The 15891-nt window shown below is 72.9% G+C and carries 12 protein-coding genes; 9 read left to right on the forward strand and 3 right to left on the reverse strand.

The window, feature by feature from the left end:
• Positions 1-162: 162 nt before the first annotated feature.
• The gene (gene glgX / locus VM242_01635) at positions 163-2259 is read right to left on the reverse strand and encodes a glycogen debranching protein GlgX (GenBank protein HVM03848.1); all 2097 of its coding nucleotides are present in this window, start codon (positions 2257-2259) and stop codon (positions 163-165) included.
• A 73-nt stretch (positions 2260-2332) separates the two neighbouring features.
• Between glgX and VM242_01640 the strand changes: the two genes are divergently transcribed.
• The 3 genes from VM242_01640 to VM242_01650 all read left to right on the forward strand — a co-directional run bounded on the left by VM242_01640 (position 2333) and on the right by VM242_01650 (position 6272).
• Positions 2333-2788, forward strand: a complete 456-nt coding sequence (locus tag VM242_01640) for a hypothetical protein (GenBank protein HVM03849.1) — start codon at positions 2333-2335, stop codon at positions 2786-2788.
• Between the two features lie 401 nt (positions 2789-3189).
• Positions 3190-4455 carry an extracellular solute-binding protein gene (locus VM242_01645; protein ID HVM03850.1) on the forward strand — a complete coding sequence of 422 codons (1266 nt, stop codon included), beginning with the start codon at positions 3190-3192 and terminating at the stop codon, positions 4453-4455.
• The gene (locus VM242_01650) at positions 4452-6272 is read left to right on the forward strand and encodes a histidine kinase (GenBank protein HVM03851.1); all 1821 of its coding nucleotides are present in this window, start codon (positions 4452-4454) and stop codon (positions 6270-6272) included. The genes VM242_01645 and VM242_01650 overlap by 4 nt, the downstream gene beginning before the upstream one ends.
• Before the next feature lie 130 nt (positions 6273-6402).
• Here the strand turns inward: VM242_01650 and VM242_01655 are convergent, their stop codons facing one another.
• On the reverse strand, positions 6403-7104 hold the full coding sequence (locus VM242_01655) for a response regulator transcription factor (protein HVM03852.1): 702 nt from the start codon (positions 7102-7104) through the stop codon (positions 6403-6405).
• A gap of 271 nt (positions 7105-7375) precedes the next feature.
• Between VM242_01655 and VM242_01660 the strand changes: the two genes are divergently transcribed.
• The 5 genes from VM242_01660 (at position 7376) to VM242_01680 (ending at position 13337) form a co-directional block, all read left to right on the forward strand.
• Positions 7376-8788: a hypothetical protein gene (locus VM242_01660; protein ID HVM03853.1), complete on the forward strand. Its 1413-nt coding sequence runs from the start codon at positions 7376-7378 to the stop codon at positions 8786-8788.
• A 41-nt stretch (positions 8789-8829) separates the two neighbouring features.
• Positions 8830-9369, forward strand: coding sequence for a J domain-containing protein (locus VM242_01665; GenBank protein HVM03854.1), 540 nt, complete (start codon positions 8830-8832; stop codon positions 9367-9369).
• Between the two features lie 136 nt (positions 9370-9505).
• Positions 9506-10021, forward strand: coding sequence for a hemerythrin domain-containing protein (locus VM242_01670; protein HVM03855.1), 516 nt, complete (start codon positions 9506-9508; stop codon positions 10019-10021).
• 585 nt (positions 10022-10606) lie between these two features.
• Positions 10607-11779, forward strand: coding sequence for a L,D-transpeptidase/peptidoglycan binding protein (locus VM242_01675; protein HVM03856.1), 1173 nt, complete (start codon positions 10607-10609; stop codon positions 11777-11779).
• Between the two features lie 61 nt (positions 11780-11840).
• Positions 11841-13337, forward strand: a complete 1497-nt coding sequence (locus VM242_01680; GenBank protein ID HVM03857.1) for a trehalose-6-phosphate synthase — start codon at positions 11841-11843, stop codon at positions 13335-13337.
• A 12-nt stretch (positions 13338-13349) separates the two neighbouring features.
• Here the strand turns inward: VM242_01680 and VM242_01685 are convergent, their stop codons facing one another.
• A complete protein-coding gene (locus VM242_01685; GenBank protein HVM03858.1) occupies positions 13350-14147 on the reverse strand; it encodes a response regulator in 798 nt (265 codons plus the stop codon).
• Positions 14148-14286: 139 nt separating this feature from the next.
• On the opposite strand from VM242_01685, the gene VM242_01690 reads away from it, so the two are divergent.
• Positions 14287-15891: HAMP domain-containing protein (locus VM242_01690; protein ID HVM03859.1), on the forward strand; the 1605-nt coding region annotated here is incomplete at its 3' end.

A 15891-nucleotide genomic window follows, 5' to 3' on the forward strand; every position in this document is an offset into this window, starting at 1 on the left:
GCGTAGAGGTGGCTCACGCCCAGGCCGGCCAGGTACGAGGCGACGCCGGCCGCCGCGTCGAACCCGAAGGACGGCGACAGCTGCACCCGGTAGGTGGACGACGGTGCCGGGGCCGGTCCGCCCGGGCGGGGCCCGCGTCCGCCGTCTCCCGGCGGCCCGTCGTCAGCCGCCACGGCGCAGGAGGACGAGCGAGCGGCCCTCGACGTCCAGGGCGTCGCCCGCCTTGAGCTGCACCCCCTCGTCGAACTCGTCCGCCGTGTCGACGATCTTCACCCAGCGCTCGCCGAACCGCTCGGCGGGCAACCCGAACTCGACGGGCTCGTGGTGGGCGTTGAAGAGCACCAGGAACGAGTCGTCGACGACGCGCTGCCCCCGGGCGTCGAGGTCGGGGATGGCGTCGCCGTTCAGGAAGATGGCGAGGGTCTTGGCGACGCCGTGGCGCCAGTCGTCGTCGGTCATCTCCGAGCCGTCGGCCCGGAACCAGGCGATGTCGGAGACGTCGGTGCCGTGCAGCGGCTGGCCCTGGAAGAAGTGGCGGCGGCGGAAAACCGGGTGGGACCTGCGCAGGGCGATGAGGCGCTGGGTGAAGGCGACGAGCGCGCCGTCCTGGTTCTCCCAGTCGAACCAGGAGACCTCGTTGTCCTGGCAGTAGGCGTTGTTGTTGCCGTGCTGCGTGCGGCCCATCTCGTCGCCGCCGAGCACCATCGGCACACCCTGCGAGAGCAGGAGGGTGGCCAGGAAGTTGCGCTGCTGGCGGGCCCGCAGCTCGATGATCCCCGGGTCGGCCGACGGCCCCTCGGCACCGCAGTTCCACGACCGGTTGTGGCTCTCGCCGTCGTTGTTGTCCTCGCCGTTCGTCTCGTTGTGCTTCTCGTTGTACGAGACCAGGTCGGCCAGGGTGAAGCCGTCGTGGGCGGTGACGAAGTTGATGCTGGCGAACGGGCGCCGGCCACCGGACTCGTAGAGGTCGGAGCTGCCGGTGAAGCGGTAGGCGAACTCGTCCAGCAGCTTGGGCTCGCCTCGCCAGAAGTCGCGGACGTGGTCGCGGTACTTGCCGTTCCACTCCGACCACAGGGGCGGGAAGCTGCCGACCTGGTACCCGCCCTCGCCGAGGTCCCACGGCTCGGCGATCAGCTTGACCTGGCTCACGACCGGGTCCTGCTGGATGAGGTCGAAGAAGGCGGACAGGCGGTCGACCTCGTGGAACTGGCGGGCCAGGGTGGCGGCCAGGTCGAACCGGAAGCCGTCCACGTGCATCTCGGTGACCCAGTACCGCAGGCTGTCCATGATGAGCTGCAGGACGTGCGGGTGGCGCATGTCGAGGCTGTTGCCGGTGCCGGTGGTGTCGTAGTAGTACCGGCGGTCGTCGTCGACGAGGCGGTAGTACCCGGCGTTGTCGATGCCCTTCAACGACAGGATGGGGCCCATGTGGTTGCCCTCCGCCGTGTGGTTGTAGACGACGTCGAGGATCACCTCGATGCCCGCCTCGTGCAGGGTCTTCACCATCTGCTTGAACTCCTGCACCTGCTGGCCGTCCTGGCCGGTGGAGCTGTACTCGTTGTGCGGCGCCAGGTAGGCGATCGAGTTGTAGCCCCAGTAGTTGCGCAGGCCCTTCGACTCGAGGTGGGCGTCGTGCACGAACTGGTGCACCGGGAGCAGCTCGACGGCCGTCACGCCCAGCATGAGCAGGTACTCCACGACCGTGGGGTGGGCGATGCCGGCGTAGGTGCCCCGGAGCTCCTCGGGGACCCCGGGGTGGCGCATGGTGAGGCCCTTCACGTGCATCTCGTAGATGACCGCCTCGTGGTAGGGCGACATGGGGGGCCGGTCGTTGGCCCAGTCGAACCACGGGTTCGTCACCACCGCCTTTGGCATGTGGGACGCACTGTCGGAGTGGTTTACCGAGTCGGGTGCGCCGAACCGGTACGGGAACACCGCCTCGCCCCAGTCCACCTGGCCCTCGACGGCCTTGGCGTAGGGGTCGAGGAGCAGCTTGGCGGGATTGCAGCGGTGGCCGGCGCGGGGCTCGTAGGGCCCGTGGACGCGGTAGCCGTAGCGCTGCCCGGGGCCGACGCCGGGCACGTAGCAGTGCCAGCAGTAAGCGGTGACCTCGGGCATGGTGATGCGCGTCTCGGCGCCGTCCTCGTCGAACAGGCACAGCTCGACGCGCTCGGCCACCTCGGAGAACACCGAGAAGTTCGTCCCGGCGCCGTCGTAGGTGGCTCCCAACGGGTACGGGCGGCCGGGCCAGACCTGCATCGGAGCACGTTAATCCACCGCCGGCACGGTCCGGCATGCGTGAGGGCGCCACCGGGCGGGGAACACTCCCCCCATGGCCGACAACACCACGGACCCGCACGACGACAAGGTGAGGACCGTCCCGCTCCCGACCGACGACGGGGCCGGCGAGCGGGTGATCGCGCAGGAGAACCAGAGCCCCGAGGTGGCCATGGGCGGCGGCGAGTGGCCGTCGACCGACGCTCCGCCCACCGGTCCGGCGCCCGGGACGGGAGAGGCGCCTTCCGAGAGCGGGCCCGAGCGGCGGCCGGGCGACACCGTGGACGGGCCGCCGCCGGGAAGCGGCACGGACCCCGGCCTCCGCCAGGACGGTCGCCGCGCCGGCGACCGTGGGCCGGCACGGATCGGCGACACCGGGCTGCCGGGTGGCGAAGGCGCCGGGTTCCCGCCCGTGAAGGACGTCCTCGAGGCCGACCCGGTCGCCGCCGGCTCGAGCTCGGTCCCGGAGGACGACGATCGTCAGGGCACGGCCGACACCAGGTTCTCGTGAGGGACGGAGACCGAGTACTGCGCTACGGGGGTGGGGAGGCGACGCCTCTTGCGAGCAGGTCGTCCACCCCCCGGCCCTGCGGGACCGCCGGCGCCGGCGTGGGGACCGCGGGCTGCGGCACGGCGCCCACGGGTGCCCCCGGCGGCGGCCAGCGCGGCCGCCGTCGCCAGCCACAGCCCGGCGCCGTCCGAGGTGCGGGCGACCAGCCGCAGCGCGCCGTCGGTGCGGCTGCCGGTTCGCGCCGCGGCGACCCGGACGCCCGCGGCGTCGACCGCCCTCCACCACCGACTGGCCATTGGCGACCCCCAAAGCACCGCATATTCCCGGAAAGCCCGACTGACGCGGTGGTAAATTAGCGGCGGCCGTACCGCCGGGAGCCGGCGACGTCAGAACGGGGTTCGATGGCCAGGGAGCACCGGGGGCGAGGTCGCAGCCGCGCATCGCGCCGCGGGCTCGCCGTGCTCGTCCTGCTTCTCGGCGCGGTCACCGCCTGCGGCTCCGACGGCGACACCGGCACCCGGACGGTGCTGAGGGTCCTGATGACCGACGACTGGGTGACGCCGCCGTTCATGGCCGCCGTCCGCGAGTTCGAGCGGCGGCACCCGGACGTGCGCGTCGACGTCGACAAGGGCCCGATCAGCGACATGCTCGATGCGGTCGCCGCGGCCAGGAGCAGTGGTGACGTCCCCGACGTCGTGCAGGCCCACGCCTTCTCGGCGGCCGCCCAGGGTCTGGCGCAGCCGGTGGACGACCTGTGGGAGCGGCACCTGGAGGAGGACGAGTTCCTGCCCGGAGCGCTCGACGACGTCGCCTGGGAGGGCGGGCGTTACGGCGTGCCCCTCGACACCAACGCCCTCTTCCTGCTCTACGACTCCGACGCCTTCGCCACCGCCGGCGTCCCCGAGCCCCAGGGGCGCATCACGTTCGCCGAGTTCGAGGCGGCGGCGCGCGCGCTCACCACGGGCGGGCGCCGGGCGCTGGCCATCCCCAGCAGCACGTGGTGGACCTACGGCTGGATCCGGGCGGGCGGCGGCGACCTGCTGCGAGCCGAGGGCGACGGCGTGCGGCCGACGTTCGACGACCCGGGCACGGTGGCGGCCCTGGACTTCCTCGCCCGCCTGGTGCGCGACGGCCTGGCGTTCGCGCCGAGCGCGGTGGACTCCCACAGCGACAATGCCCTCGGCCTGTTCCGCTCGGGGAGCGCCGCCACCCTCGCCAGCGGGTCGTGGGACCTCACCACCGTGCGCCGGGCGCCCGACGGGGAGCGGTTCCGGACGACGCTCCTCCCGGCCGGGCCCGGCCCCGGCACGCCCGGATCGGTCATGGGCGGGAGCAGCATGTTCGTGCCCGAGGGGTCGAAGCACCGGGCACTGGCCTTCGACTTCATGGCGCTCCTGATCTCCGACGAGTACGCCCTCCGGCTGGTGGAGGAGGAGGGCCGGCTCCCCGTGCGCCACCGCCTCTACGACGACCCGTACTTCGACCGGCCCGAGCTGGCAGCGGTGACCGAGCAGTTGCGGACGGCCAGCCCGATGAAGCTCACCGCCTTCCCCGAGGTGCACGACCTATTCGAGAACGCGGTGGAACGGGTGCTGCGGAACGACGAGCCGGCGGCGGCGGTGATGGCCGAGACGCAGCAACGGGCGCAGGCGCTGATGCCCCGGTGACCGACGTCGACGCGGCCGGCCAAGCGGCCGTCGACGCGGCCGGCCAAGCGGAGACCGCCGCACCACCACCGGGTCGTGAGCCGGGCACCAGCCTCTTCGCACGCGTGCGCTCGTCGCTGCTCCTCAAGATCCTGGCCGGACTGGTGCTCGCCGTCGTGGGCTCCAGCACGCTGACCGCTCTCGTCGAGACCAGCCTCACCCGCGACGCCCTCGACACGCAGTCGCGACGGATCACCGCCGGCAACCTGCGGGTCCTCGAGGAGGCCTACGCCGAGCGGGAGCGGACGCTCGTGGGCGACCTCCGCGATCTGGGACAGACCCTCGACAACGAGGGCCTGACCGACCGGTCGCGGCGCGTCGACCTCGTCAACCAGCTCAGCGGCAAGTACCGGAACCTCGAGCTGGACGTCCTCGAGGTGGTCGACGCCGTCGGCCGGCCCCTCGACCCGCCCGCCTCGGCGCCGGGCGTCGAGCTGGGGCCGGGGGCGACGGTCACCGCGCCTGGGCGCCCCAAGGTCAGCAGCCGCCTCCTGCCGACGGCGGACGGCGGGTGGGTGCAGGCCGTCTTCGTACCCATCGGCACCGGTGCGGACGCCCCGTTCCTCCTGGTCGGCGGCTACCGGTTCGGCGACGAGTTCGCCTACCGCCTGCGGGGCGGCCTGGGCGAGCTGGGACACGTCGTGCTGGTGGCGGAGGACCGCATCGCCGGTTCCACGCTCCTCGACCCCCCCGAGCTGCCACCCGGCGTCGGCCGCCCCGGCGGCCGCCTGCCACAGAGCCCCGTCGCCGAGCGCGTCGCCGGCGAGGACTCGCTCGTCGCCTACCGGCTCGTGCGCCGGGGCACCGGCGCCCAGGGGGCGCTCGGCGTCCTCCTCGACGACCCCGGCGCGCCGCTCGACCGCGACCTGGCCGAGGCGCGCCTGGTCGCCGGCGCGCTGCTCGCCGGGCTGTCGCTCCTCGTGGGGTGGCTGTTCTTCCGCGCCCTGGTCCGGCCCCTGGTCGCCCTCAAGGACACCGCCGGCCGCATCGCGGAAGGCGACCTGGAGGCGTCCTTCCGGGCCGCCGGCAGCGATGAGGTGGCCGACCTGGCCCGCTCGCTCGAACGGATGCGGCTGGAGCTGCGGGCCCACCTCGACCTGATCGCCGAGCAGGCGGAGGCGCTCCGGCTCAGCTCGCACCGCATCGTCGCCGCCCAGGACGAGGAGCGCCACCGTCTGGCCCGCGACCTGCACGACGGGATCCAGCAGCATCTCGTCGTCCTCCGCATGGGCGTCGGCCTGGCCAAGGACTCGGCGGAACGGGCGCCGGACACCGCCGTGCGGTCACTCGGCGAGCTCGGCAGCGAGCTGGACGCCGTCATCCAGCGCCTCCGCGAGGTCAGCCAGGACCTCTACCCGTCGATCCTGGTCGACCGCGGCCTCGCCGCCGCCCTGCGCAGCTCGCTCGGACGCCTGCCGCTGGCGGCCCGGCTGGTGTGCTCACCCGACCCGCTCCCCCGGCTCCCGGCCGAGATCGAGAGTGGGGCCTACTTCCTGGTGAGCGAGGCGGTGTCCAACGTGCTCAAGCACGCGGGCGCCGGCCAGATCGCCATCTCCCTCGTGCTCACCGAGTCGGACCTCCGCGTCGCCGTCAGCGACGACGGGCGGGGGTTCGCGACCGACGGAGCCGGCCGGCGGGGCGGCCTGCTCCACATGCAGGACCGGGCGCGGTCGTTCGGCGGCTCGCTGGAGATCCGCTCCGAGCCGGGCGCAGGCACCGAGGTGGTGGCGACGTTCCCGCTCCGCCGGCCGGCCCCCGCGACAGAGAGCGCCCAGTAGCCACTGCCGTTCCCCGAGACGTTCGCCCCGTTCGCAGCGGCAAGGTCCGTGGCCGCACTCGCCGCCGCAGGCGGCCTCTCCAACTCCGAGCGAACGGAGTGAGCGAAGCGAACGAATGAGGTCGAAGTAGCTAGGCCTCCCCGTCGGGGCCGACGTTGCGCTGGAGGAAGAAGAGCACGGCCGCCACCCGGTGGTTCATGTCGAGCTCCTCGCTGAGGCCGAGCTTGCGGAAGATCGAGTTGATGTGCTTCTCGACCGAGCGCTCGTTCATGCACAGGGCGTCGGCGATGGCGGCGTTCGTGCGGCCCGTCGCCATCATCGCCAGCACCTCGCCCTCCCGCTTGGTGAGGCCGTGCAGCCTCGACTTCGGGCGCCGGTGCTGCGCCTCGATCAGGGCGTCGAGCACCTTGGGGTCCACGTCCGTCCCCCCGGCGGCGGTCATCCTGATGGCCTCGGCCAGCCTGGTGGGGTCGCCCAGTCGCTCCTTGAGCAGGTAGGCGAGGCCCCGGGACCCGTGGCCGAGCAGCTCGAGGGCGTACTCCGGGTCGGCATACTGGGAGAGGATCACGACGCCGATGCCCGGATGGGTGCTCCGGATGCGGTGGGCGGCGTCGATCCCCTCGGTCTTGTAGGTGGGCGGCATGCGGATGTCGAGCACGACGGCGTCGGGCGGATCGGCGTCGACCAGGGCGTAGAGCTCGGCCGGGTCACGCGCCACCCCCACCACGTGGAGCCCTCCTACGGAGGACAGCACGTGGCGGGCGCCCTCGCGGACCAGGTACTCGTCGTCCGCCACGACGACCCGGAGGCCGCCTGCCCCGTCTGCCCCCATCGCTCTCCCCCTCCGTCGACAGTGTACGGCTGCGACGGGAAAAAGGGGGTGCTGGCACCCCCTTTGAAGACACCGGATGCCACGGTTTCCTTTCGTCGTCCCTTCAGGCCTACTGAGGGAGAAGGTGGCCCGGTTCGGCCACCGCCCGGGGAGGGACATGCCCACGACCTGGCCGGACACGGCATCGGAGCACGACGAGAGGCGGCGCGGCGCCGCTCGGGGCCGCCAGGAGGCGAGCGGGCCGGGGCGGCTCGATCCGCGGACGCTTCGGATGCTCGAGGACGCGCTCGCCCACCACGTCTCGACCCTCGCCTCGCACCGCCTCGAGCGCCACCGGCTGGACGCCGTCCTCGACCGGCTGGGCCTGCGCGGCCGGCCGCCGCTCACCCTGGCCGAGGCGGGGCGGGTCGCCGGGCTCAGCGGCGAGCGGGTCCGCCAGCTCGAGTCCCGGCTCCGCAAGCAGCAGGCGACCGCCACACCGGCGGCCCTGCCCGAGCTCGACGGGGCGCTGGCGGCGGTGGCGAGCGCCGTGCCGATCCCGGCGCACCGGGTCCCGGACGTGCTGCGCCGGGCCGGGCTGACCCGCCGGCGGTTCTCGGCGGAGAGCCTCCTCGCCGCCGCCGAGCTGCTGGGCCGGCCCCTGCCCTTCGCCGTCTCGGGCGCGGGCGCCGACGCCGTCCTGCTCCCATCCGAGGTGGCCGGGGCGGCCGCCCACACGTCACTGGTCGAGGCCCGCGCCCGCCGGCAGATCGAGCGCACCGGGGCCACCACCGTCACCGCCCTGGCCGCCGAGCTGGCCGACGAGGGCGTAAAGCTGGCGCCGCGCCACATCGAGATCGTGCTCACGAGCTGCACGTCGGCGCTCGTGCGCGAAGACGGCTGGTTCTGGTTCGTCGACGCACCCACCGGAGGCGCCTTCCTCAAGGCGTCGCAGCGCATGCTGGCGGTGACGTCGCCTCTGCCGGTGGAGTCCCTCCACGACGGGCTGCGCCGGCACAACGCCTTCCGCCGCCGGCCGGCGCCCCCGCCCGTCGGCGTGCTCGCCGAGGTGTACGACGACCATCCCGCGTTCGTCGTCTCGGACGGGATGGTGTCGGCGCTCGAGGCCCTGGGCACCGGCGTCCTGGGCCCCCTCAACCAGCGCATCCTGGAGATCCTGCGGAGCGCCCCGGGCGGCATGATGGCGCGGGCTCACCTGCTCGAGGCGTGCCACCACGCCGGCCTGAACCTCACGTCGGTGAACCTCTACACCACCTACTCGGAGTGCCTGGAGCGGGTTGGCCCGGGGATCTTCGCCGCCCGGGGCACCGGCGCCGACGGAGGCACCGGCGCCGTCCGCCGCAGCGCCGCCGGGCGAGGCCCGAACGAGTGGCCGGCCTGCGGCTGGACCGACGACGGCCGCCCCTGGCTGGCGGGCCGGGTGACCGCCAGCACCTGGGCCAACGGGGTCCTCCACGTTCCCGCCGAGCTCCAGCCCGTGCTCCAGGGACGCCACTTCCGGTGCGACGCCGCCGGGTCGACGGCCACGCTGGGCGTCGACCACCACGGCAACTCCTGGGGGTGGACCGGGTTCCTGCGGCGGTGCGGAGCGACGCCGGGCGACGTGGTGCGGGCGACGTTCGACCCCGAGTCCGGGACCGTGGTCCTGGAGGTGGTCACGGGTCCGCCCGTGCCCACCGCCTGACCCGCCGCTCGCCCGCCTCTCGGGGCGGGCAGGATGGGCCCATGGAGGACCCCCGCGCCGTTCTCGGCGTCGGCCCCGACGCGACCGGGGCCCAGCTGCGTCGGGCCCGTCGCCGGCTCGCCAAGGAGCTGCATCCCGACCTCCACGACGACCGCACCAGGGACGAGGCCGAGCGCCGCATGGCCGAGGTCAACCGGGCCTTCGACGAGCTGCACGCCACTCCGGCCAGCGCCGTCGTGGCCGAGCAGGGGCCGTCGCCCGCGGCGCCCGCCGAGCCGGCGGCAGCGGCGCCGGCGGCGGCCGACGCGTTCGCCATCGAGGCCCTGCCCGTCGACGCCTTCGAGGCGACCCTCCTGGCCGCCGTGGAGCTGGGGGACGTCATCCGGGCCGAGGAGCCCTACCTGCTCGCCGTCCTTCTCGACCACCCGGGGCCCGCCCAGTGCCTCCTGGAGCTGGCGCCCGACGCCGGAGGGACCACCGTCACCATCGACCTGGGGCCCCGACACTTCGGGACGGTCCCGACCGTGTCGGCCGTGCGGGACGCCTTCGTGGCCGAGATCGGTCGCCGCCTCGGCGCCTGAGCCGGGCATCGGCCCCTGTTCCGGCGCCGCCGCGCACGATAGATTCGAGCCACGTACCGAGTGACGCGGTCGTGCCCCCCGAGGGGCTGGAGCAACGGGCCCCACAGGTGGCCACGCCGAGAGGAGAGCAATCCGGATGTCCGACATCACCAAGGTGCTCATGGACGACCATGCCCGCATCAAGCGGTTGTTCCTGCGCGCCACCCAGGAACCCGAGAACCTCGACGTCGCCTTGGACGTCTGCGACGAGCTGACCATCCACGCCACCATCGAGGAGGAGATCGTCTACCCCGCGCTCCGCCAGCTCAACGCCGGGCTGGCCGACGAGTCCGAGGACGACCACGAGGAGGCCAAGGAGCTCATCGCCGAGATCGAGGACCTCGATCCCGACGATCCCGCCGTCGACGCCATGATGAAGCAGCTCAAGAAGTCGGTCATGGCCCACGTGGAGCGGGAGGAGAAGACCGTCTTCCCCGTGCTCGAACGCGGGCTCTCCGACCAGCTCCTGGAGCTCGGGAGCCAGGCGTTCGGCCTGCGCCAGGAGCTGCTCCAGCAGCGCCCGACCCGGCGCTCGCCCATGTCCACGCACACCGCCAACGTCGGCTGGTCGAAAGCCCGCCGGAAGTCGGCCACCAGCAACATGGGTTTCTAGTCACCGACCGCGCTCTCGTTCGACGCCGGCCCGGGACTCCCGGGCCGGCGTCGGCGCGTCCGGAGGGCGACCTCAGCTCTCGAAGCGGCTGAGGATCTCCCGGATCTTCTCGTGGGTGCCGGGCACCCAGCGAGCGGTGTTGCGGTCGAACGGGTTGCGGACCTGCGGCGGCGGCGGAGCGGGGAGGGGCTGGCCGTAAGGGACTGCGAGTGAACTACGTGAGTGAAGAGGCGACGCCGGTCTGCCTGCCCCGTCGGCGAGTCGCTACCTCGTGGTGGGTTCCGGAACGTGAGGAAGGCAGACCGGCGTCGCCTCTTCCGAGCGGGTAGTTCACTCGCAGGCCCTTGTGCGGTAGAGCGCCTTCACGGCGTCGTCGCCCGCCGTCTCCGGGTCGAACTCGGGGGCGGTCTCGACCTCCATGCGACATGTCGATCGGGCCCAATGGGATCACCTCTGGTTCGTCCTGGGGTACGTGGTCCCATTTCGTCCTTCCCGTCGCTTCCCCGGTCGCCACGTCGGTGCGGCGGATTCGTCGCTGATCACCGCTTTCGGAACACCGTCGGCCATGCGTAGACTCCCCTGCCCATGCGGGCCTTTCGGGTAGCGCTGTTCGCCGTCTGCGGGCTCCTGGTCGTGCTGGGCGGCGCCGCCTTCGCCGCGTCGTCGTACGACGGCGCCCACCGCGACGAGCTGCTGCCCGGCGTCGTCGTGGACGAGCTCGACGCCGGCGGCCGGCCGGCGGGCGAGGTGGTCCGGGCCCTGGCCGACCGCCTGCCCACCGTCGCCGCCACGCCCGTGCGCATCGTCGCCGGCGACCAGGAGACGCGGGTCACCCTCGGCGACCTGGGCGTGCGCTCGGACGTCGAGCAGGTGGTCGCCCGGGCCCGGGCGGACGCCGACGGCATGGGGCTGGCCCGGCGCGTCTGGCACCGCCTGCTCGACAAGCCGGTGGACCTCAGCTACGACGTCCGCCTCGCGGTGGACCGCTCGGCCGTCGAGCGCGAGGTCGCCCGGCTGGCGGAGGCGGTGGCCGTCGAGCCGGTGGACGCCGGCATCGACGCTTCCAGCGGGATGCTCACGTTCTCGCCCGCCCGCCAGGGGCGTGCCCTCGACGTGGAGGCCACCGTCGCCCAGGTCCACGAGCTGGCCATGCGGGTCGCCAACGGAGCCGCCCCCTCCGGGGTGGCCGAGGTGCGGCCGCCCGTCGCCGTCCTGGAGCCCGAGGTGAAGGGGTTCGACGACGTCCTGCTGGTACGCACGGCGGAGAACAAGCTGTACCACTACGAGGGCGGGACGATGGTCAAGGAGTACCGGGTGGCGACGGGCACCCGGCGCTACCCCACGCCCAAGGGCAGCTTCTCGGTGGTGCTCAAGCGCCGGAACCCCACGTGGGTGAACCCCGACCCTGGAGGTTGGGGAAGGAGCCTGCCGGCCCGGATCGGCCCGGGGCCCCGCAACCCGCTCGGGACACGGGCCATGAACCTGGACGCCCCCGGGATCCGCATCCACGGCACGAGCAACGTGGCGTCGCTCGGCACCAACGCCTCGCACGGGTGCATCCGCATGGCGATGGCGGACGTGGAGGAGCTGTTCGACAAGGTCGAGCAGGGCGCCCGGGTGATGATCATCGAGGGGCCGCCGCCGCCTCCGCCGCCTCCGCCACCAGTGGGCGTGGCGGCGGCGAACCCGGCCGTTCCCCAGACGCCGGTGACGACCATCGGCGACCCGAACGCACCGGTCGACCTCGAGGCGGGCTGAGGCTGAAGCGTCGGTCCGCCTGACGCCGCTCCCCTCCCGGACCGGTAGGTTCTGGAACCTCATGACCGACATCGACCCCTCCGGGGACGGCGACGAGGACGTCGCCGTCGTCCTCGTCTCGAACCGGGGCCCCGTCGAGTTCGGGCGGGAGAACGGCGAGCGCACCTCCAAGCGCGGGGGCGGCGGGCTGGTCACCGCCCTGTCGAGCCTGTCGGGGCGGCTCGACGACGTGGTCTGGGTGTGCGGCGCCCTCTCCGACGAGGACGCCGTCGTGTCGCGGGAGCGGGGCGGCAAGGCGTTCGAGCCCGAGGGGCAGAACGGGCTGAAGCTGCGCATGGTGGAGACCGACCCCGAGGCGCACGACCGGTTCTACAACGTCATCTCCAACCCGCTGCTCTGGTTCGTCCAGCACTACCTCTGGGGTCTCAGCACGGCGCCCGACATCACGCCGCGGGAGACCGAGGCCTTCCACCACGGGTACGTCCCGGTGAACGAGGCGTTCGCCGACGCCGTGGTGGCCGAGGTGGAGGCACGCGACGGGCGGGTCGTGGTGATGGTGCAGGACTACCACTTCTACCTGCTCCCCCAGCTGGTCCGTGAGCGCTGCCCCGAGGTGTTCCTCCACCACTTCGTGCACATCCCCTGGCCCCAGCCCGACGCCTGGCGGGTCCTGCCGCCGGCGATGCGGGAGGCGGTCCTCCTCGGGATCCTGGGCAACGACGTGGTCGCCTTCCACACCGAGGCGTACGCCCGGAACTTCCTGCTCGGCTGCCAGGAGCTGCTCGGGCTGGAGGTGGACCTCAAGCGGCTCAGCGTCCAGTACGACGACCGCACGGTGCGCGCCCGCTGGTACCCCATCTCGGTCGACGCCGCCGAGTTCGAGGCGCGGGCGGCGTCGCCCGCCGTCCGCGAGCACGAGGAGCGCCTCCTGGAGCGGCGCCGGGACCACCTGATCCTGCGGGTGGACCGGGCCGACCTGAGCAAGAACATCGTGCGCGGCTTTCGCGCCTACGACGCCCTGCTCGACGCCCACCCCGAGCTGCGCGAGCGGGTGACGTTCCTCGCCCTGATCCAGCCCAGCCGCCAGGACGTGGACGCCTACGTCGAGTACCTGGAGCGCATCCGCCGCGTGGTGGCCGACGTCAACCTCAAGCACGGCACCTCGGACTGGCAACCGATCGACCTCCGCCTGGGCGACGACCTCGACCGGGCGGTGGCGGCCTACAAGCTCTTCGACCTGCTGGTGGTGAACGCCATCTTCGACGGGATGAACCTGGTCGCCAAGGAGGCGGTCCTGGTGAACGAGCACGACGGCGTCCTCGCCCTGTCCGAGAACACCGGTGCGCACGAGGAGCTGGGCGCGTTCGCCCTGACCCTGCACCCCTTCGACATCCACCAGCAGGCCGAGGCCTTCCACGAGGGCCTGATGATGGACCGGGCGGAGCGCCGCGAGCGGTTGGCGGCGTGCGTCGGCGTCATCCGCAACAACGACATCGGCAAGTGGCTCCGCGAGCAACTCCGGGAGGTCCGCCGCCTGCGGGACGAGACCGCCGGCTGACGGCCCTCTCGCTCAGCGCGGGCTCCCGTCGGGCGACGGCGCCCGGTCCAGGCGGGGCAGCTCGAACCACACCGTCTTGCCGCCGCCCGTGGCGTCGACGCCCCATGCCGAGGCCAGCACCTCCACCATGGCCAGGCCGCGTCCCGACGTGGCGTCGTCGGCGGCGGTGCGGGGCGCCGGCACCCCCTCGCCCCGGTCGCTGACCTCGATGCGCAGGGCGTCGGTCCGCAGGAGCACCGCCACCTCGGGCGCCGAGCCGCCGTGGACGACCGAGTTCGTCACCAGCTCGGACACCAGGAGCTTGACGGTCTCCAGCACCTCCTCGCAGTCCCACCGGCGCAGCGTCTCCTCCACGAACCGCCGGGCCGTGGCGCTGCTGCGGGCGTCCCAGTCGAGCGAGGTCCGCACCTCGGCCACGGCCAGGGCGACGGCCTCGACGGCGCCCGCCACGGCGACGATGTCGTCGACCATGGCCTTGGCGGACAGCCCCTTCTCGACGTAGCCGACCGCACCTCGGCCGGCGGTCACGCCGGCCAGCCGGCCCCGGGGGAAGCCGGAGACGACGACGACCCGGGTCTGGGGCGAGGCGGTGGCCAGGGCGGGGAGGACGTCGATGCCGCCCGGACCGGGCATCCCGAGATCGAGCAGGACCAGGTCGGGCGATACCGATCGGACGGCCCGGAGTGCCCCCTCCCCGTCCGCCGCGGTCGCGATCACGTCGAACCGCCCATCGGCCTCGAGTGCCGCGGAAAGGAGCGCCCGCATTCCGTCGAAGTCGTCGGCGACCACGACGCGAAAGGCGGCCGGCATCTCCCCATTGTGCCGGCCGTCACGGCGTCGCCGAAAGTGCGTCCGGCGGTACCCTGCGAACCAACGCCGAACGACTCCCGTGGAGACGACCGCGGGTGCCGGCCGGTTGATGGGCTCCGCCCGGAGGGGGAACGCCGACATGGCCGCTTCGAGGACCAGGACCGCCGGCGCCGCAGGCACGGCCGCCACCACCAACGGGGACGGCGGGATGGCCGACGAAGCCGCCCTCCACGAGCTCCTGCGGGCCCTGCGGGCGGCCAAGGACGGGGACTTCACCGTCCGCCTGCCGCAGCGCCGGACCACCCTCATGGGCCAGATCGGGGCCGCGTACAACGAGCTGGTCGAGCTCAACGCGGCGACCACCAAGGAGCTGGGCCGGGTGGCCCGCCAGGTGGGCCGGGAGGGCCGCATGAACGAGCGGTTCTCGCTGGAGGCACGGGGCGCCTGGGCGGAGAAGGCGTCGTCGGTCAACCGCCTCATCGAGGACCTCTCCCGGCCGACGACCGAGGTGGCCCGGGTGATCGAGGCGGTGGCCCAGGGCGACCTGTCCCAGAAGATGGCGCTCAAGATCGAGGGCCAGCCGGTGAAGGGCGAGTTCCTCCGCATCGGCACCACGGTGAACGCCATGGTCGATCAGCTCAGCTCGTTCTCGGCCGAGGTGAGCCGGGTGGCCCGCGAGGTGGGAACGGACGGGAAGCTGGGCGGCCAGGCCAAGGTCAAGGGCGTCTCGGGGACCTGGAACGACCTCACGGAGAACGTGAACTCGATGGCGTCCAACCTCACCGGCCAGGTGCGGAACATCGCCCAGGTGACCACCGCCGTGGCCCGGGGCGACCTCACCCAGAAGATCACCGTGGAGGCCAAGGGCGAGGTCCTCCAGTTGAAGGAGACCATCAACACCATGGTCGGCCAGCTCTCCTCCTTCGCCGACGAGGTCACCCGGGTGGCCCGCGAGGTGGGCACCGAGGGGAAGCTGGGCGGCCAGGCCGACGTGAAGGGCGTGTCGGGGACCTGGAAGGACCTGACCGACAACGTCAACTACATGGCCTCCAACCTCACCGGACAGGTGCGGAACATCGCCCAGGTGGCCACCGCGGTGGCCCGGGGCGACCTGACCCAGAAGATCACGGTGGAGGCCAAGGGCGAGGTGGCCGCCCTGGCCGACACCATCAACTCGATGACCGACACCCTGAGGGCGTTCGCCGACGAGGTCACTCGGGTGGCCCGCGAGGTGGGCACCGAGGGCAAGCTGGGCGGCCAGGCCGACGTGCCCAACGTGTCGGGAACGTGGAAGGCCCTCACCGACAACGTGAACTTCATGGCGTCGAACCTCACCACCCAGGTGCGGAACATCGCCCAGGTGGCCACGGCGGTGGCCCGGGGCGACCTGTCCCAGAAGATCACCGTGGAGGCCAAGGGCGAGGTCGCCGTCCTGGCCGACACCATCAACTCGATGACCGACACCCTGCGGGCCTTCGCCGACGAGGTCACCCGGGTCGCCCGGGAGGTGGGCACCGAGGGCAAGCTGGGCGGCCAGGCCCGGGTGGAGGGCGTGGCCGGCACCTGGAAGGACCTCACCGACTCGGTGAACTCCATGGCCTCGAACCTCACCAGCCAGGTGCGCGACATCGCCCAGGTCACCACCGCCGTGGCCCGCGGCGACCTGTCGCAGAAGATCACCGTGGACGTGCGGGGGGAGATCCTGGAGCTGAAGAACACCATCAACGTCATGGTCGACCAGCTG

This window comes from Acidimicrobiales bacterium, assembly GCA_035540975.1.
Classification (GTDB): domain Bacteria; phylum Actinomycetota; class Acidimicrobiia; order Acidimicrobiales.

Coding starts and splice junctions, on each gene's coding strand:
- glgX (HVM03848.1), bottom strand. CDS start 2,259: ATGCAGGTCTGGCCCGGCCGCCCGTACCCGTTGGGAGCCACCTACGAC.
- VM242_01640 (HVM03849.1), top strand. CDS start 2,333: ATGGCCGACAACACCACGGACCCGCACGACGACAAGGTGAGGACCGTC.
- VM242_01645 (HVM03850.1), top strand. CDS start 3,190: ATGGCCAGGGAGCACCGGGGGCGAGGTCGCAGCCGCGCATCGCGCCGC.
- VM242_01655 (HVM03852.1), bottom strand. CDS start 7,104: ATGGGGGCAGACGGGGCAGGCGGCCTCCGGGTCGTCGTGGCGGACGAC.
- VM242_01660 (HVM03853.1), top strand. CDS start 7,376: ATGCTCGAGGACGCGCTCGCCCACCACGTCTCGACCCTCGCCTCGCAC.
- VM242_01665 (HVM03854.1), top strand. CDS start 8,830: ATGGAGGACCCCCGCGCCGTTCTCGGCGTCGGCCCCGACGCGACCGGG.
- VM242_01670 (HVM03855.1), top strand. CDS start 9,506: ATGTCCGACATCACCAAGGTGCTCATGGACGACCATGCCCGCATCAAG.
- VM242_01675 (HVM03856.1), top strand. CDS start 10,607: ATGCGGGCCTTTCGGGTAGCGCTGTTCGCCGTCTGCGGGCTCCTGGTC.
- VM242_01680 (HVM03857.1), top strand. CDS start 11,841: ATGACCGACATCGACCCCTCCGGGGACGGCGACGAGGACGTCGCCGTC.
- VM242_01685 (HVM03858.1), bottom strand. CDS start 14,147: ATGCCGGCCGCCTTTCGCGTCGTGGTCGCCGACGACTTCGACGGAATG.